Annotated in this window: 21 protein-coding genes; 19 read left to right on the top strand and 2 right to left on the bottom strand. The window is 30.8% G+C overall.

Annotation, left to right across the window (positions count from 1 at the left end; translation table 11 throughout):
- The coding region (locus tag JJD95_RS08520) for an ATP-binding cassette domain-containing protein (protein ID WP_291642326.1) at nucleotides 1–411 on the top strand (411 nt) is incomplete at its 5' end.
- An 89-nt stretch (nucleotides 412–500) separates the two neighbouring features.
- Here the strand turns inward: JJD95_RS08520 and JJD95_RS08515 are convergent.
- The gene (locus JJD95_RS08515; RefSeq protein ID WP_291642324.1) at nucleotides 501–674 is read right to left on the bottom strand and encodes a hypothetical protein; all 174 of its coding nucleotides are present in this window, start codon (nucleotides 672–674) and stop codon (nucleotides 501–503) included.
- A 280-nt stretch (nucleotides 675–954) separates the two neighbouring features.
- On the opposite strand from JJD95_RS08515, the gene nifU reads away from it, so the two are divergent.
- From nifU to JJD95_RS08425, 18 genes are all read left to right on the top strand, one after another.
- Complete coding sequence (gene nifU, locus JJD95_RS08510) at nucleotides 955–1,338, top strand: Fe-S cluster assembly scaffold protein NifU (RefSeq protein WP_291642322.1); 384 nt, start codon at nucleotides 955–957, stop codon at nucleotides 1,336–1,338.
- 26 nt (nucleotides 1,339–1,364) lie between these two features.
- On the top strand, nucleotides 1,365–1,763 hold the full coding sequence (locus tag JJD95_RS08505; RefSeq protein ID WP_291642319.1) for a CoA-binding protein: 399 nt from the start codon (nucleotides 1,365–1,367) through the stop codon (nucleotides 1,761–1,763).
- A complete protein-coding gene (locus JJD95_RS08500) occupies nucleotides 1,733–2,263 on the top strand; it encodes a CGGC domain-containing protein (protein WP_291642317.1) in 531 nt (176 codons plus the stop codon). The genes JJD95_RS08505 and JJD95_RS08500 overlap by 31 nt, the downstream gene beginning before the upstream one ends.
- Nucleotides 2,264–2,482: 219 nt before the next feature.
- Nucleotides 2,483–2,749, top strand: coding sequence for a DUF5320 domain-containing protein (locus tag JJD95_RS08495; protein ID WP_291642315.1), 267 nt, complete (start codon nucleotides 2,483–2,485; stop codon nucleotides 2,747–2,749).
- A gap of 228 nt (nucleotides 2,750–2,977) precedes the next feature.
- Complete coding sequence (locus JJD95_RS08490) at nucleotides 2,978–3,871, top strand: zinc ABC transporter substrate-binding protein (RefSeq protein WP_291642313.1); 894 nt, start codon at nucleotides 2,978–2,980, stop codon at nucleotides 3,869–3,871.
- Between the two features lies 1 nt (nucleotide 3,872).
- Nucleotides 3,873–4,637 (top strand): ABC transporter ATP-binding protein, encoded by a 765-nt coding sequence (locus tag JJD95_RS08485; protein WP_291642311.1) that lies wholly within the window; start codon nucleotides 3,873–3,875, stop codon nucleotides 4,635–4,637.
- The gene (locus JJD95_RS08480) at nucleotides 4,638–5,468 is read left to right on the top strand and encodes a metal ABC transporter permease (RefSeq protein WP_291642310.1); all 831 of its coding nucleotides are present in this window, start codon (nucleotides 4,638–4,640) and stop codon (nucleotides 5,466–5,468) included.
- Between the two features lie 262 nt (nucleotides 5,469–5,730).
- Entirely contained in the window at nucleotides 5,731–6,096 is a 366-nt protein-coding gene (locus JJD95_RS08475) for a NifB/NifX family molybdenum-iron cluster-binding protein (RefSeq protein ID WP_291642308.1), read from the top strand.
- Nucleotides 6,097–6,103: 7 nt separating this feature from the next.
- Nucleotides 6,104–6,937, top strand: a complete 834-nt coding sequence (locus JJD95_RS08470) for an ATP-binding protein (RefSeq protein ID WP_291642332.1) — start codon at nucleotides 6,104–6,106, stop codon at nucleotides 6,935–6,937.
- Nucleotides 6,925–7,776: an ATP-binding protein gene (locus tag JJD95_RS08465; RefSeq protein WP_291642306.1), complete on the top strand. Its 852-nt coding sequence runs from the start codon at nucleotides 6,925–6,927 to the stop codon at nucleotides 7,774–7,776. Before JJD95_RS08470 ends, JJD95_RS08465 begins: the two co-directional genes overlap by 13 nt.
- A 49-nt stretch (nucleotides 7,777–7,825) precedes the next feature.
- On the top strand, nucleotides 7,826–8,164 hold the full coding sequence (locus tag JJD95_RS08460) for a NifB/NifX family molybdenum-iron cluster-binding protein (RefSeq protein WP_291642304.1): 339 nt from the start codon (nucleotides 7,826–7,828) through the stop codon (nucleotides 8,162–8,164).
- A gap of 90 nt (nucleotides 8,165–8,254) precedes the next feature.
- Nucleotides 8,255–8,746: a flavin reductase family protein gene (locus JJD95_RS08455; RefSeq protein WP_291642302.1), complete on the top strand. Its 492-nt coding sequence runs from the start codon at nucleotides 8,255–8,257 to the stop codon at nucleotides 8,744–8,746.
- A gap of 91 nt (nucleotides 8,747–8,837) precedes the next feature.
- Nucleotides 8,838–9,011, top strand: coding sequence for a DUF5320 domain-containing protein (locus JJD95_RS08450; RefSeq protein ID WP_291642300.1), 174 nt, complete (start codon nucleotides 8,838–8,840; stop codon nucleotides 9,009–9,011).
- A gap of 97 nt (nucleotides 9,012–9,108) precedes the next feature.
- Nucleotides 9,109–10,500, top strand: a complete 1,392-nt coding sequence (gene scfB / locus JJD95_RS08445) for a thioether cross-link-forming SCIFF peptide maturase (protein ID WP_291642299.1) — start codon at nucleotides 9,109–9,111, stop codon at nucleotides 10,498–10,500.
- Nucleotides 10,501–10,528: 28 nt separating this feature from the next.
- A complete protein-coding gene (locus tag JJD95_RS08440) occupies nucleotides 10,529–11,455 on the top strand; it encodes a radical SAM protein (protein WP_291642297.1) in 927 nt (308 codons plus the stop codon).
- Between the two features lie 28 nt (nucleotides 11,456–11,483).
- Entirely contained in the window at nucleotides 11,484–11,924 is a 441-nt protein-coding gene (locus JJD95_RS08435; RefSeq protein WP_291642295.1) for a DUF134 domain-containing protein, read from the top strand.
- Nucleotides 11,925–11,953: 29 nt separating this feature from the next.
- The gene (locus JJD95_RS08430; RefSeq protein WP_291642293.1) at nucleotides 11,954–12,322 is read left to right on the top strand and encodes a DUF134 domain-containing protein; all 369 of its coding nucleotides are present in this window, start codon (nucleotides 11,954–11,956) and stop codon (nucleotides 12,320–12,322) included.
- A 69-nt stretch (nucleotides 12,323–12,391) separates the two neighbouring features.
- On the top strand, nucleotides 12,392–13,237 hold the full coding sequence (locus JJD95_RS08425; RefSeq protein WP_291642291.1) for an MBL fold metallo-hydrolase: 846 nt from the start codon (nucleotides 12,392–12,394) through the stop codon (nucleotides 13,235–13,237).
- A 147-nt stretch (nucleotides 13,238–13,384) separates the two neighbouring features.
- Here the strand turns inward: JJD95_RS08425 and carB are convergent, their stop codons facing one another.
- The gene (gene carB, locus JJD95_RS08420; protein ID WP_291642289.1) at nucleotides 13,385–16,606 is read right to left on the bottom strand and encodes a carbamoyl-phosphate synthase large subunit; all 3,222 of its coding nucleotides are present in this window, start codon (nucleotides 16,604–16,606) and stop codon (nucleotides 13,385–13,387) included.
- Nucleotides 16,607–16,623 lie beyond the last annotated feature (17 nt).

Below are 16,623 nucleotides of genomic sequence, written 5' to 3'. Positions count from 1 at the left end.
CCAGATGAAGGTGAAGTTAAAATTACAGAGGATATTTCAATGGTTTTTCAGGAAGATAGGTTGATTCCATGGCTTTCGGCAATTGAGAATATTAGTTTGGTTTTGAAGGATAGAGAACTAGGCCTTAAGATGGCCAAAGAATATATGAATGATATGCAATTAACTGACATTAAGAATAAAAGACCACAAGAATTAAGTGGTGGGATGAAGCGTAGAGTAGCAATTGCAAGGGCGCTCGCTTATGACAAAAGAATTATTTTGATGGATGAGCCATTTAAGGGGCTCGAGGAAGATCTTAAAAATCAGATAATGGATCAGGTAATTAAGCTTTCGTCGGATAAATTAATAGTAATTGTTACACACGTGAAAGCTGAAATAGAATATTTGAATGCAGATATAGTATATTTGTAGGTTTAATGCATTGTGATGATCGTAAAGTCATAAATAGTAAAAAAAGAAATCCTATGATTTAAATAATTATAGGATTCCTTTTTTTGATTTTAATCTTTAAAGTTAGATAATTGTTGAGATGCAGAATTAAGAGAATCTATTGCTGCTTGAATTTTAGCTTTATTATCTGCTTTTTCTGCTGAAGTAAGTGCTTGTTGTAATGATGTAACTGTGCTCTGTACAGTTGACATACTTTGGTCTACATATTGTTTAGCTTTTGCCATAAAAAATACCTCCTAAATATTAGTTTTCATTTCAATACTAGTATGGATATAAAAACAAAATATATGCATTTATAATTGCAAATAAAATATTTTTGTAGTAAGTAATATAGGTATGTAGCTTTATAGTTTGTGGAAAAGAGGATACGAAAATATAGACACCGTTTAAATTAGCATTTGACAATAATTGTGTATGGTAGTAATATAAAATTGTTGAAAGCTAATATAGATAAAGGAAATAAACTAATATTATATGAAATTTTTATATTATGGAGGCTACAAGATGTATAGTGATAAGGTAATGGAACATTTTATGAATCCTAGAAATGTTGGGGTCATTAAAGATGCTGATGGCATAGGTGAAGTTGGGAATGCAGAATGCGGTGATATAATGAGAATATTTATTAAGGTTAAAAATAATCTAATAGTAGATACAAAATTTATGATTTTTGGATGTGGATCTGCTGTAGCATCAAGTAGCATGGCAACGGAGATTATTAAGGGGAAAACTCTTGAAGAAGCTTGGAAAATCACAAATAAAACCGTTGCAGATTCATTAGACGGACTTCCATCAATTAAAATGCATTGCTCGGTTTTAGCACAAGAAGTTATACATGTGGCCATAAATGATTATAGAGAGAAACAGGGACTGGAGCCCTGGGTATAAATCACAAAATATAGGAGGAATTATATATGAAAGATATGAAAACACTAAGGGATGAAATGTTTAAAATGAAGAAATGGGCGTTAATTGGAGCGTCACCAAATGAAAGTAAGTTTGGATATAAAATATTAATGAAACTTAAAGAAAAAGGGTATACAGTATACGGTATAAACCCTAAATACGACGAAATAAATGGAGTTAAAATATATCATTCATTAAAGGAATTACCAGAGAAGGTAGATGCGGTAAATGTTATAGTGAATCCCACACTTTCTTTAAAGGCTATAGATGATATTGTGGAATGTAAAATAGAAAATGTATGGTTCCAACCAGGCTCTTATGATCCACAAGTTTTAAATAAGGCTAAAAATAATGAGCTTAATATGGTTTTTCATGAATGTTTATATGTAGAATTAAACAAAATTTAAAATTATATTGGTTATTAGAGTTTTTATATAAGAGTATAATTTGTGGGGGTACTATTATAAAAAAAATAGGAATCATTATTTGTGGACGTTATCAGAACTGCGGCGGTGGAAAATGTTTTAGAGGTTTAAGAGAACGTCTAGGAGGATTTTCAATATATCCTGCAGAAGAACAAGTCGAAGTAGTTGGATATTCGTATTGTGGTGGATGCCCTGGTGGAAACATAGAATATGTTCCAGAAGAAATGATTAAAAATGGAGCTGAAGTAATTCATTTAGCTACAGGCCTTGTAGTTGGATATCCACCATGTCCATATATTTTAAAATTTAAAGAGTTTATTGAGACTCATTATAAGGTATCTGTAGTAATTGGAACACATCCAATTCCTATGAAGTATTTTTCAAATCATGAAAAAATGTCTTTCTGGAAGGAAATGCACATGAGTGACATTGCTCCAGAATTATTTGAGGACTCAGAAGAAACAATGAAAAATTATGATTAATATGTATTTTTAACAATAGACCATACTGTTATTGGCATAAATAATAGTATGGTCTATTATTTTGTAAAAAAAATCTTTATATGTAAATTAATGAAGATATAGTCTTGTTTAAAATGATATATAAAATAATAATATAAAGTTATTGACATATACCCAAAACAGTGTATAATAGTAATCGTAAAGGACATATGTCCAAAATAAAAAAGAGGAGATGTTTTCATGGCTAGAAGAGATGGAACAGGTCCAATGGGAATGGGATCAAACACAGGAAGAGGAATGGGATTTTGCAATGTTACTAACGGTTTAGGCGTAAATAGAGGCTTAGGAATGGGAATTGGTTGCAGAGGAGGTTTTGGATGGAATAGTTTTAATAATACAATGAGTCCTGTAAATCAAAGTGATTTGCTTTCGGAAGAAAAAGCTATTCTTGAAAATAGACTCAATTTAATAAATAACCAATTGAATACTACGCAGGATGACAATTAAGTATAATTTTAGATGATTTATTAACAACAGACTGTACAATTATTTCATATGAAATAATTGTACAGTCTGTTGTTTTATTAGAGTAATGGAAGTTTAGACGTAAGATTTTATATAATAGTTGTTAGGAAGATGAAGTTTTTAATGTTGACTAATCTTAGCAAAATGTTATAATATAGTTAAATGTAAATGCAAATAGTTTGTATTTACATAGTATAGGAGGTTATATAAATGTTGAAAACAAGTAAAAAATCATTGGTATTTTATGTTGTTTTTTCTAGTTTATTTTTTTCTGCCTGTGGGGCTAGCAAAACAACTAATTATACAAATATAAAACAGAAAATTAATGTTGCTGTGTCTATAGTGCCACAGGAAACTTTTGTAAAAGCTGTCGGTGGGGAGAAGGTGGATGTCATTACAATGATACCACCAGGAAAAAGTCCGGAAAATTTTGCGCCTAGCCCAGATATAATGGAAAAACTCAGTAGCGCTTCTGTATATTTTACTATCGGTGTTCCTACTGAAAAAGCAAGTATATTGCCTAAAATAAAAGATTTTAATAAAGATATAAAGATAGTTAATATGGCAGATGTAGTTTCAAAGGTTTATCCTGACAGAAAGTTTGAATCTGGAGAGAGAGATCCTCATATATGGCTTTCACCTAAAAGAGCAATGGTTATGGTACAGGAAATAGTAAGTGAACTTTCTTTAAAAGATCCTTCTAATAAGAGCTTTTATGAAACAAATGGTAAAGATTATATAAATAAGCTTGAACAACTTGATATAGATACAAAAGATTCATTGTTGGCACTTATGAAAAAGGCATTTATATGTTACCATCCAGCTTTTGGATATTTTGCAGATGAATATGGACTTGAGATGGTATCACTTGAACAGGAAGGAAAAGAAGCAACGATTCAGGATTTACAAAATACAATAGATTTTGCTAAGAAAGAAGATATAGTGGTTATATTTTATCAAGCAGAAATAGATAGCAAACAATCGGAAACTTTTGCCTTAGAAATTGATGGAAAGGCTGAAATGGTAGAGCCACTTTCCTCAGATTATATAAACAACATAGAAAAAATGGCGAAAACTTTTAAAGAAGCAATGGAGATGAATTAAAATGAATGCAGTTGAAATACAAAATTTAAGTATGGATTATGAAAATTTAAATGCACTAAAGGATGTGGATTTAACTATTAAAGATAAGGAATTTGTTGCGATTTTAGGTCCTAATGGAGGAGGTAAGTCAACACTTTTAAAAGTGATATTAGGCTTAATCAAACCTACGTCAGGGCAGGTAAAAGTGTATGGTGAAAATCCGCATAATAAAAGAAATTCTATAGGGTATGTACCTCAATTTTCTAGTTTTGAAAAAACCTTTCCTATAAATGTAATAGATGTAGTACTTATGGGAAGGCTGAAATTTGGTATGAATTTTTTACGGAAATATTCTAAAGAAGATATGGAATATGCTAAAAATATAATGAGCATGTTAGAAATATATGAACTTAGGAACAGGCAAATAGGGCAACTTTCTGGTGGACAGATGCAAAAGGTATTAATTGCAAGGGCACTTTGTACAGAACCTAAACTTCTACTTTTAGATGAGCCAACTGCAAGTCTTGATGTACAATCAAAAACTAGTATTTATTCATTGCTTAAAAATATTAATAAGGATATGACTATAATTGTAGTGACTCATGATACAGGATTTGTTTTTTCTTATGTAGATAAAATAGCTTGTTTTAATCAGAAGCTATTTTATCATGGAGAACCTGAACTTGATAAAGATACAATGGACAGCGTTTATGGATGCCCAGTAGATGCTATATCTCATGGTGCTATACCTCATAGGGTGCTTAGAAGTCATCAGGAGGGGAATTAAATGATAGATGCAATTTTCAAATATACGTTTTTACAAAATGCAGTAATTGGAGCAGTGCTTGCAAGTATAATATGTGGTATTATCGGAACGATAGTTGTAGAAAAAAAGCTTGTGATGATGAGTGGAGGTATTGCTCATGCTGCATTTGGTGGAGTGGGTATGGGCTATTTTTTAAACATAGAACCAATAATAGGCGCTCTTATATTTGCTGTAGTATCATCTTTTGGTATAGTAGAGATAAATAGAAAATCAAAAGTGAATACTGATACTATTATAGGTATGTTTTGGTCATTAGGTATGGCGCTTGGGATTATATTTATATCGCTTACTCCTGGATATCCTCCAGATATATCATCTTATCTTTTTGGGGACATACTTACAGTCTCAAAATTAGATCTTTCTATAATGGTTGGATTGGACGCTATTGTTATTTTTATCGTAATAGCACTTTTTAATAATATAAAAGCCTATCTATTTGATGAGGAATTTTCAAAGGTAGTTGGCATTAATGTTAAATTGATGGAGTATGTGGTATTTATACTTATAGCATTTAGCGTAGTTGTACTTATAAGGGTAGTTGGAATAATACTTATAATTGCACTTTTAACAGTTCCACCTGCTATTTCTAAATTATTTACATTTGATTTAAGAAAAATTATGCTTCTTTCTATTTTATTTGGTGTGATATTTTCACTATTAGGACTTTATATATCATATAAGTTTCATATTGCTTCTGGAGCCTCTATAATAATTGTAGCGGTAAGTACTTATATTATATTTTTTATATCATCTAAATTGCTAAGGAAGAAAGTTAAGCCACATACATTATAATAAAATAATATAATTATATATAATAGTAAAGTTAATAATCGATTTTAAACTTTACTATTATTTTTTTACACGAAATCAATTGGCATTTGACAATAACTAATATTGGGAGTATTATAAAAAGTGAAAGTGGCAAATGCCAATATGCATAGATCAGTTTTATGATTGAGTACACTACATGTCGATGTAGATACAGATTTTAAATATAAGAAACTGATTTAAAATTGTATAGTAACGAATATAATAAAAATATTGGAGGTAAACAATGAAAATAGTGATTTCATCAACAGGGAAAACTACAGAGGATTTATTAAATACTAGGTTTGGAAGGTGTGAATATTTTCAAATTCATGATACTAAAAGTGGAGAAGTTAAAGTTATAGAGAACAAGGGTCAAAATGCTGGTGGTGGGGCAGGAATTATTGCATCTAACCAAATAATCGACGAAAATATAGATGTTATTATTACAGGTAATCTTGGTCCCAATGCTTTCGAACTTATTGAAAAAGCAGAAATTAAAGCATATAAGTGTGAAAGCATTGATATAAGCTCAGCACTTTTGAAATATAATAAAGGAGAACTAGAAGAAATACAAATGTCTGGTCCTGCATATCATGGTGGAGGTAAATAAAATGAAAATAAATATAGCAGTTCTTAGTGGAAAAGGAGGAACGGGTAAAACTACAGTTTCAACTAATCTCGCTCTTGCATTAGAAGCCAATTATATAGACTGTGATGTTGAAGAACCAAATGGGTTCTTGTTTCTAAAACCTGAAGTAGATAAAACAGAAAAAGTTATGGTAGAGTATCCAATTATAAATAAAGCTAACTGTACTTCTTGTGGAGCGTGTGTAAATGTATGCCAATTTAATGCTCTTGCAAAAGTGAAAGATGAAATTTTACTCTTTTCTAAATTATGTCATGGATGTGGAGCTTGTGAACTTGCATGTAAATATAATGCTATAACCTACAATAAAAGACAAACAGGTAAAATTGAAAGCGGAAAAGCAAGAAACATAGAATGCAGTAGAGGAATTTTAAATGTGAATGAACCTATGGCAGTTCCTGTTATTAGACAATTGCTTAAACGTATATCGGGGGGAGTTAATTTAATTGATTGTCCTCCAGGTACTTCTTGTAGTGTAGTAAATGGACTGAAATATGCTAATAGAGCAATACTTGTTACAGAGCCTTCAGAATTTGGACTTCATGATTTGAAAATGGCTGTAGAACTTGTAAAAATGTATAATATACCTTTTGGTATAGTTATAAATAAAGATGACGAAAAAGATAATATAATAAAAAGATATTGTAGGGAAGAAAAAATAAAGTTGCTAGGTACTATACCTTATAGTAAAAACACAGCAGTAATTTATTCTAAGGGAGAAGTATTATATGATGATTTATATCATAAAATTCTATTTAACGAAATTTCAAAGGAAGTAAAGGAGGTGTTGTTTTGGAACTTGTAATTTTAAGTGGTAAAGGTGGAACGGGCAAAACTACAATTGCAACAGCACTAGCTGAACTTGCTAAGGATGTAACAAGAATCGATTGTGATGTAGATGCACCTAATCTTTATATGTTTTACAAAGGACAGGATACTTACAAAAATGATTTTATAGGTGGTAAAAAAGCTGTAATAGATGAACCTCTTTGTAGTAAGTGTGGTAAATGTGAGACAGTGTGTAAATTCGAAGCTATAGAAAATTGCAAAATAAATTCATTTGCTTGTGAAGGGTGTGGAGCTTGCACACTTATATGCCCACAAAATGCTATAAAATTAAAATCAGAAAAAACAGCAGAAACATTTATTACTAAGTTAGATAAAGGTATAATTTCAAGAGCAGAAATGGATATAGGTAGTGATGGTTCAGGACTTCTAGTAACGCTTCTTCGGAAAAATGGCAAAAAATTTAGTGACAATAATAAATTAACTATATTAGACGGTTCGCCAGGTATTGGATGTCCTGTTATAGCATCAGTAACAGGGAGCGATGCGGTACTCGCTGTTACTGAACCTACAAAATCAGGTCTTGGAGATTTAAAGAGAGTGGTAGAGTTATGTGAACATTTTGGAGTTATTACCATGGTTTGTATAAATAAATATGATATTAATGAAGAAGTAGCTAAAGAAATAGAAGACTTCGCTCATGATAAAGGTTTGAAAATAGTTGGTAAAATTCCATATGATGATGTTGTTATGAAATCTATAAATGAGTTAAAACCAATTACTTGTTACAAAGAGAGTATAGCCGAAATAGCTATTGAAGATATGTGGAGCAATATTAAAGACTTATTTAAACTTTGATGTTCTGTGTAAAATAATTTATTAAATTAAATATAGGGAGGAATTATAAATGAGAATAGCAGTGGCAACTGAGGAAAGTAATGTAAGTGGACATTTTGGGTATTGTGATGGTTTTACAATATATGAGGTAGAGGAAGGTAAAACAGTAAGTAAGAGTTTTACTGCAAATCCAGGACATAAGCCTGGATATCTTCCAATATTTTTGAAAGAATTAAATGTCAATATTATTATTGCAGGTGGAATGGGAGAAACAGCACAAAACTTATTCAATGAAAATGGTATTGAGGTAGTAGTTGGTGCACAAGGATTAAGTGATGACGCAGTACAAAAATATATAAGTGGTGAATTAAAATCAACAGGTACTGTTTGCCATGAACATATACAATAAACGCACATAATTTTATAAGCTTTGTATTTTAGAATGGTTATTATATAAATAAGTTGTACAAATAAAACTGTATAAAATGGAGGAATTAAAATGGAAAAAATTCAAGCAAACATGAAATCTTGTCTTCAACCAATGCCTAAAGTGATAGTTTCTTGTAGAGGCCTTGATGGTAAAAATAATGCATTAGTAGTAGCTTATTGTTGTAATTGTAGTTATGATCCACCAATGATTATGGTAGGTATTGTTCCATCACGATATTCTCATAAAATCGTGAAAGAAACAGGTTCATTTGTAGTAAATATAGCTACTAAAGATCAGAAGGAAATGTTTGACTATTTGGGTAGTACTAGTGGTAGAGACGAGGATAAATTTGCAAAACTTAATATAAAGTTTGAAGAAGGAGTAAAGGGGCGTGCACCATTATTATCAGATTGTCCTATAAATATAGAATGCAAGGTAGTAGATTCTATACTTACGGGTTCACATGAAATGTTTGTAGGCAAAATTGAATATATGCATACTGACAGAAATGTAGTTGATGATAAAGGTCATATTGATTATTCTAAAATTGAACTTATTTAACATTATCACATTAGTTATTGACATATACCCAAAATAGAGTATAATAGTAATTATAAAGGGTATATGCTCAAGATAAAAAGGAGACGATGTTATGTCAAGAAGAGACGGTACAGGTCCAACAGGAATGGGACCAAAAACAGGAAGAGGATTAGGATTATGCAACGTAGCCAAAGTTGCAGCTGTAGTTGGAGGCTTAGGACTTAAAATGGGACGTGGAACTAAAAGAGGACTAGGTAATACAAATAATCCTAAAAATAAAAGATAATAATTTGATAAGTAATAAATAAGGGGTGGTAATCTACCTCTTATTTGTTATTGATTTTTAATAAATAAAAGAAAAAATGAAAGAAGGTATTAATCCAATGAGGAATATACATAAATTCATATGCAAAGGTGATTACTTTATTTTAGATGTAAGTTCGGGCGCTATTCATGTGGTGGATAAAATCATTTATGATATCCTTTCTGATGATGGTGTTGAAAGTAGAAATGATGTTATAAATAAATACAGAGAAAAATATGATAAAGATGTGTTAAATGAATGTTATGATGAAATAGAGGAACTTATAAAAAATGGGCAATTATATTCAGAGGATGCATATGAACCTATTGCTAAAAAATTTGAAAAGGAACCTGATTATATAAAAGCTGTGTGTCTTAATATAGCGCACGATTGTAATTTGAGATGTAAATATTGCTTTGCTGATGGCGAAGGTTATGATAAGCAAAAGATACTCATGAGTTTTGATGTTGCTAAAAAAAGCATTGATTTTTTATTGCAAAATTCAGGCTCAAGAAAGAATATTGAAGTAGATTTTTTTGGTGGAGAACCTCTTTTAAATATGGAGGTAGTTAAAAAAACTGTTGATTATGCAAGAGGACTAGAAAAACAACATAATAAAAATTTTAGATTTACAATTACAACAAATGCAACGTTACTAACTCCTGATATTATGGAATATTTAGATGAAAATATGGTTAATATTGTATTGAGCATTGATGGTAGAAAAGATGTACAAGACAATATAAGAACGAGAATTAATGGTGATGGGACTTATGATGATATTCTTCCTAAAATTAAAACTATGGTCCAAATGAGGCATAAATCTAAAAAACAATATTATATAAGAGGAACATTTACAGCTCAAAATTTGGATTTTTCTAAAGATATTAAACACTTTATAGATCTTGGATTCAAAGAAATTTCAATAGAACCAGTAGTACTTCCAGCTGATAATGTGCTTTCTATTAAAGAAGAACATTTAGAACAAATATACGATGAATACGATAAAATTTTTGATGAACTACTATTTCATGATGATGTAATATTTTACCATTTTAACATTAATATTAATGGAGGAGCATGTATTTACAAAAGAATATCAGGTTGCGGAGCTGGGTTTGAATACATAGCAGTAACACCGGAAGGAGATATATATCCTTGCCATCAGTTTATAGGAAATACAAGGTTCCTTATGGGAAATGTGTTTGAGGGAATTAAAAACAAAGAAATGCCAAGCATTTTTAGACAGGCTAATATATATAACAAACCAGACTGCAAAAAATGTTGGGCAAGATTTTATTGTAGTGGAGGTTGTCAAGCTAATAATTTTAATTCAACTGGAAATATAAAAACGCCTTACGAAATTGGATGTAAAATGCAAAGCAAAAGAGTTGAATATGCTATTGCATTACAATATTATAGAAATAATAAAAAGAAAAATAAATTATTAGAAAATAATAAGATCAAGTAATATAAATTTAGCAAATGGAGGAGTAATTATGAATGAAACAAAGTTTGTATATGGTCCAGTACCTTCAAGAAGAATGGGAGAATCTTTAGGAATAAGTCCAATACCAAAAAAAACGTGTAATTATTCATGTATATATTGTCAACTTGGAAGAACAGATAAATTGTCTAATAAACGTTTAGAATTTTTCTCTGTTTCTGACATTATAGAAGAATTTAAGACTTATATAAAAAGTGGATCTGAATTTGATGTGGTTACAATAGTGGGTGAGGGTGAACCAACTCTCTATCTAAAACTTGGTGAATTAATAGGCAAAATTAAGGAACTTACGTCTAAACCTGTAGCTGTTATTACGAATGGAGCATTGCTCCATGATAAAACAGTTAGGGATGAATTGTGTGAAGCAGATATTGTGCTTCCGTCATTAGATGCTTATGATGAAGATACTTTTAAAAGAATAAATAGGCCTTATCCTAAGTTAAACTTTATGGAATGTTATAATGGACTTGTTGAATTTTCAAAAATTTATAAGGGACAATTATGGATTGAAATAATGCTTATAGATGGAATTAATGATGACAGTGATTCACTTCAAAAATTAAAGCTATTAATTAAAGAAATAAAATACCACAGATTATATATTAATACCCCTGCAAGACCACCAGCTGAGGAATATGTGAAAACTATTAGTAATGGAAACATGAATATGGCTATAGAAATGCTGGGTGGTATATCTATAGAAAATTTAGTTTCCGTTGGATTTTCTAGCGGAATCAAAGATGATTATCAAGCTATTTTAAGTATTATTAAAAGACATCCAATGAATCAGTATGAAATCAAAAGTTTTTTAAATTCTAGAAAATGTGAATATATTGATAATATTATTAAAAGATTAAATTTGGATAATACTATAAACCATATAGATTATAAGGGATTTATTACTTATAGATTAAAATAAATAATATATAAATGCAGGAGGAATTAAAATGCCAAGACCAATAAAATTTAGAAGAGTAGAGTTTTTTCCAGAGGATACTTATTTTATCCCCTGGGGTAAGCCTAAATGTAAGATTGAAGAAATAGCTTTAAAAGTAGAAGAACTTGAGGCAATGAGGCTTAAGGATATTGAAGAATTGAATCAAGAAGAATGTGGTGAAAAAATGCAAGTATCAAGGCAAACTTTTCAAAATATTATAGATAGTGCAAGAAAAAAGGTGGCTATTGCTTTAACCGAAGGAAAAGCTATAAGGATAAGTGGCGGTAATTACAGGACAAAATTTTGTGAATTTAAATGTAACAATTGCAATAGTATATATGAATTAAATTATGAACAAGACAAACATATTTGTCCTGATTGTGGTTCTGATACAGTTATTTGTGTTAAAAAATCAAAAATTTGTAAAAAGTGGTGTAATGATTGTACTTAAGAATTTAAAGCAACGGAGGAGATTAAATAATGGCAAGACCTAAAAAATGGAGAAGAGTTTGTACGTTGCCTGAAATTGTTAAATTTGGTCCTATTGATTTAGTGGAAACAGTTAATGAATCAATAATTATGACAGTAGAAGAATATGAAACTATAAGGCTAATAGATTTAGAAGGTTTAAATCAAGAGCAAAGTGCAAATGTAATGGGGGTTGCCCGTTCTACATTACAAAGAACATATGATGATGCTCGCAAAAAAATAGCAGATACTTTAGTAAATGGTAAAATATTAAAAATAGAAGGTGGCGATTATAAGCTATGCAGTGATTTTGACGACAGAGAAAATTGTGACGATTGTATTTGTCATAGACATAGGCATGGTAGAAACAACAAAGGTTAAATCATCATCTGTGATGCTGTTAAATCATCTTTAAAATAATATTTAATAATATGAAAGCGGGTGCTTAAAATGAACTTAAAAATAACAACTCTTATTGAAGATAATTCAAGTGCGGATATAAAATTATACAATGAACATGGATTGTCTCTTTATATGGAAATTGATGGGATGAAGATTTTATTTGATACTGGTAAGAGCGGGGACTTTATTAAAAATGCTGAAACACTAAATATTGATTTGAATAAATTAGATTACGTTATGATGAGTCATGGACATTATGACCATAGCGGAGGATTTAGAAAACTTGTTGAGGAAACTTCAAACTCATATAAATTAATTGTAGGGGAAGATTTTTTTAATGAAAAGTATGGAACAATAGAAGGAGATAATTACAAGTATCTCGGCAATTCTTTTGAAAAGGGATATATACATAAAAATAATATTGCAATAAAATATATTAAACAAGATATATTTTATATTACCGAAAATATAATGGTATTTGCTAATTTTAAAAGAAATAATGATTTTGAATTACCTAATAAAAGATTTCAAATTAAACAAGATGAAAAATATATTTTAGATGACTTTTATGACGAAATAGTATTAGTATTAAAGGGTAAGCGTGGTTTATTTGTTGTTGTAGGATGTTCTCATGTAGGGATAGTTAATATTTTAGAGACCATTATAGAACGTACTGGGCTTCCAATCTATGGTATAATTGGGGGAACTCATTTAGTAGAAGCAGATGAGCAAAGACTAAATAAAACAATTGATTTTTTGAAGGAAAAAGATATAAAAATCATAGGGGTATCCCATTGTACAGGAGAAAAAGCAGCTGAAGAAATAAAACGACAATTCGGGGAAAGATTTTTATACAATAATACAGGTAACATAATAGAGTCTACTGTATATTAAATTTAAAGTCTAATAAGATAAAAATTTAGAAATATATGATTAGCATATTCTTTTACAATGCGAAATCTTTGAATATATATGGGGTGGGGTAAACCACCCCATTACATGCACTTTATTATTAATTAGGAATTTTTTATAGTTTTGCCATTATTTAATAGAGTCTAATTCTTCAAGGTTAAATACTTCTAGCGTGCTAGCTGAAATATTTTTCTTTATTACGTCCACCATGGCGCGTACAGTATCTAGTGTAGTGATTACTCCAATAGAACGTTCTAGTGCAGTTCTTCGTATTCTAAACCCTTCTCTTTTTAAATCATTTCCTTTAGTAGGGGTGTTAATAACTAAGCACAATTCTTTGCTTTTTAAAATTTCTGGTATATCTATAGTTCCTTGATTATTTTTCACAACCTCTACCACATCTAAACCTTCCCCCTGCATTAATTTAGCTGTTCCTGCAGTTGCAATAAATTTATAGTTTAAATCAATAAGCGATTTAGCTATAGGTAAAAATTCCTTTTTATCCTTTGAACTTATTGATGCAAATATTAGTCCGCTTTCTTTTATAAAATCCATTCCAGCAGCTACGAATCCTTTATATAGTGCCTCCTCTACAGTTCTTCCTATGCCTAGCACTTCTCCAGTAGATCTCATTTCGGGTCCAAGGCACACCTCTACCTCTGGTAATTTTTGAGTTGAGAATACAGGTACCTTTACGGAGATAAGTTTTGGCTCTTTATAAACTCCGATGCCATAGCCTAAGTTTATAAGCTTTTCTCCTAACATAACGCGGGTTGCTAATTCAATAATAGGGACATTGCTTACTTTACTTATATAAGGTACAGTACGGCTCGCTCTAGGATTTACCTCTATTATATATAGTCTTTCTTTGAATTCTATAAATTGGATGTTCATCATGCCTATAATTTGAAGTTCTGCTGCAAGCTTTTTAGAATACTCTAATATTTTCTCTTTTATAGCATGTGATATATTTTGACTTGGATACATTGTAATGCTATCTCCGGAATGTACACCTGCTCTCTCTAAATGCTCCATAATACCGGGTATTAATATTTCGCTTCCATCACAAATAACATCTACTTCAATTTCTCTACCTATTAAATATTTATCTATTAAAATAGGATTCACTTTATCTTTTTTAAATGCATTTCCTAAATAATGAATTAATTCCTTTTCTTCATAGGTGATTTCCATCCCTTGTCCTCCTAGAACATAAGAAGGTCTAACTAGTACTGGATACTTTAATTTTTTTGCTTCAAGTATTCCTTCTTCTAGGCTCCAAACGGCTTTGCCCTTTGGTCTGTCAATATTTAATTTCTCTAAAATTAAATCGAATTTTTCTCTATCTTCTGAAGCATCTATTTGTTTAGGCTGCGTTCCAAGTATAGGGACATTATTTTCACTTAAAAAGTTAGCTAGCTTTATTGCGGTTTGACCTCCGAACTGTAATATGACACCTTCAACTTTTTCTTTTTCTACTATGTTCAGAACTTCTTCTTCTGTTAAAGGCTCAAAATATAATTTATCAGAGATATTAAAATCAGTACTAACGGTTTCAGGATTATTATTTACTATTATAGTTTCAATTCCTAATTTTCTAAGAGCCATTACACTATGAACAGAGGCATAATCAAATTCTATACCTTGACCAATTCGAATTGGACCTGAGCCAATGACCATAATCTTACGATTATCACTCACTTCTACTTCATCATACATTTCGTAAGTAGAATAATAGTAAGGGGATATTGCTTCAAATTCTCCTGCACATGTGTCTACCATTTTATAGGAAGGTTTAATATTCCATATCTTCTTTAAGTCATAAATATCCTTTGATTTAACCTTTAATAAATCTGCAATTCCATTATCTGAAAATCCTTTTTTCTTTAGCAAATATAAATGTTCCTTTGTTAAATCCTCTATAGATAACTCTTTTAACTTTTCCTCTTGATCTACAATCCATTTTATTTTGTTCACAAAGAAAGGATCTATTCCTGTGATTTCACATACTTTACCTGGACGATAATCACGTCTAAGCATTTCAGCTAAGTAAAAAATTCTTTCATCATCGGGAATCATAACTCTTTTTCTTAACTCCTTTAAACTCTTATTCATGTAAGAAGGATTAATTAAAGAGAATTTTCCTAAATCTAAAGAACGAATTCCTTTTAAAAATGCTGCTTCAAAATTACTGCCTAAAGCCATAATTTCTCCGGTAGCCATCATTTTTGTACCTAAAGATCTTTTTGCTCCATAGAATTTGTCAAAGGGCCATTTAGGGAATTTAACAACCACATAATCCAAGGAAGGTTCAAAACAAGCATAAGTCTTTTGGGTAACTGCATTTTTGATTTCATCTAGTCCGTATCCCAGTGCAATTTTTGCTGCAACTTTTGCTATGGGGTATCCGGTCGCTTTAGAAGCTAGAGCTGAAGAGCGACTTACTCTGGGATTAATTTCTATTATTGCATACTCAAAGCTTAGAGGATTTAGTGCAAGTTGTACATTGCAACCTCCTTCTATTTTTATTTCATTAATAATATCTATAGAGGCCGTGCGGAGCATCTGATATTCTTTATCAGAAAGAGTTTGGCTGGGTGCTACTACAATACTATCTCCAGTATGGATTCCAACAGGGTCTATGTTTTCCATATTACACACTGTAATACAATTTCCTCTACTGTCCCTCATTACTTCATATTCTATTTCTTTCCAACCTTTAATCGACTTTTCGAGAAGAACTTGGGAAACGGGACTGAGGTATAACCCCTGTTCTAATATTACAATTAATTCCTCTTCATTTTCAGCAATACCGCCACCAGTACCACCTAAAGTATAAGCGGGTCTTACAACGACAGGATACCCTACTTTCTCTGCGAATTTTATTCCTAGTTCTAATTTTTCTATAATATCACTTTCAATAACTGGTTGATTTATTTTCTGCATGACTGCTCTAAATCGGTCTCTATCTTCTCCGTTTTTTATAGATTCTATAGAAGTTCCGATTACTCTAACCTCATACTTATCCAGAATACCCTTATCATAAAGTTCTACTGCTAAGTTTAGTCCTGTTTGACCTCCCATTCCACAAAGCAAGCTATCTGGCCTTTCTTTTGCGATTATCTTTTCTATAAACTCCACGGTTAGTGGCTCTATATATATTTTGTCCGCAATTTCTTTGTCCGTCATAATTGTAGCAGGATTACTATTTATGAGAACTACATTTATTCCTTCTTCTTTTAGTGATTGGCAAGCTTGTGTTCCAGAATAATCGAATTCTGCTGCTTGACCTATAATAATAGGACCTGAACCTATTACCAATACTTTTTTTATACTTTTATCTATAGGCATATGAGTCCTCCTTTATT

This window comes from Clostridium sp. (genome assembly GCF_016650035.1).
GTDB lineage: Bacteria > Bacillota > Clostridia > Clostridiales > Clostridiaceae > Clostridium_AD.
This window is presented reverse-complemented; position numbering and strand designations above follow the sequence as displayed.

Bases quoted from the DNA above. Each gene is read 5' to 3' on its own strand.
- nifU (WP_291642322.1), top strand. From the start codon at position 955: ATGTATAGTGATAAGGTAATGGAACATTTTATGAATCCTAGAAATGTT.
- JJD95_RS08455 (WP_291642302.1), top strand. From the start codon at position 8,255: ATGGAAAAAATTCAAGCAAACATGAAATCTTGTCTTCAACCAATGCCT.
- JJD95_RS08475 (WP_291642308.1), top strand. From the start codon at position 5,731: ATGAAAATAGTGATTTCATCAACAGGGAAAACTACAGAGGATTTATTA.
- JJD95_RS08425 (WP_291642291.1), top strand. From the start codon at position 12,392: ATGAACTTAAAAATAACAACTCTTATTGAAGATAATTCAAGTGCGGAT.
- JJD95_RS08505 (WP_291642319.1), top strand. From the start codon at position 1,365: ATGAAAGATATGAAAACACTAAGGGATGAAATGTTTAAAATGAAGAAA.
- JJD95_RS08490 (WP_291642313.1), top strand. From the start codon at position 2,978: ATGTTGAAAACAAGTAAAAAATCATTGGTATTTTATGTTGTTTTTTCT.
- JJD95_RS08460 (WP_291642304.1), top strand. From the start codon at position 7,826: ATGAGAATAGCAGTGGCAACTGAGGAAAGTAATGTAAGTGGACATTTT.
- JJD95_RS08515 (WP_291642324.1), bottom strand. From the start codon at position 674: ATGGCAAAAGCTAAACAATATGTAGACCAAAGTATGTCAACTGTACAG.
- JJD95_RS08450 (WP_291642300.1), top strand. From the start codon at position 8,838: ATGTCAAGAAGAGACGGTACAGGTCCAACAGGAATGGGACCAAAAACA.
- scfB (WP_291642299.1), top strand. From the start codon at position 9,109: ATGAGGAATATACATAAATTCATATGCAAAGGTGATTACTTTATTTTA.
- JJD95_RS08435 (WP_291642295.1), top strand. From the start codon at position 11,484: ATGCCAAGACCAATAAAATTTAGAAGAGTAGAGTTTTTTCCAGAGGAT.
- JJD95_RS08480 (WP_291642310.1), top strand. From the start codon at position 4,638: ATGATAGATGCAATTTTCAAATATACGTTTTTACAAAATGCAGTAATT.
- JJD95_RS08430 (WP_291642293.1), top strand. From the start codon at position 11,954: ATGGCAAGACCTAAAAAATGGAGAAGAGTTTGTACGTTGCCTGAAATT.
- JJD95_RS08495 (WP_291642315.1), top strand. From the start codon at position 2,483: ATGGCTAGAAGAGATGGAACAGGTCCAATGGGAATGGGATCAAACACA.
- carB (WP_291642289.1), bottom strand. From the start codon at position 16,606: ATGCCTATAGATAAAAGTATAAAAAAAGTATTGGTAATAGGTTCAGGT.
- JJD95_RS08485 (WP_291642311.1), top strand. From the start codon at position 3,873: ATGAATGCAGTTGAAATACAAAATTTAAGTATGGATTATGAAAATTTA.
- JJD95_RS08440 (WP_291642297.1), top strand. From the start codon at position 10,529: ATGAATGAAACAAAGTTTGTATATGGTCCAGTACCTTCAAGAAGAATG.
- JJD95_RS08500 (WP_291642317.1), top strand. From the start codon at position 1,733: ATGTTTATATGTAGAATTAAACAAAATTTAAAATTATATTGGTTATTA.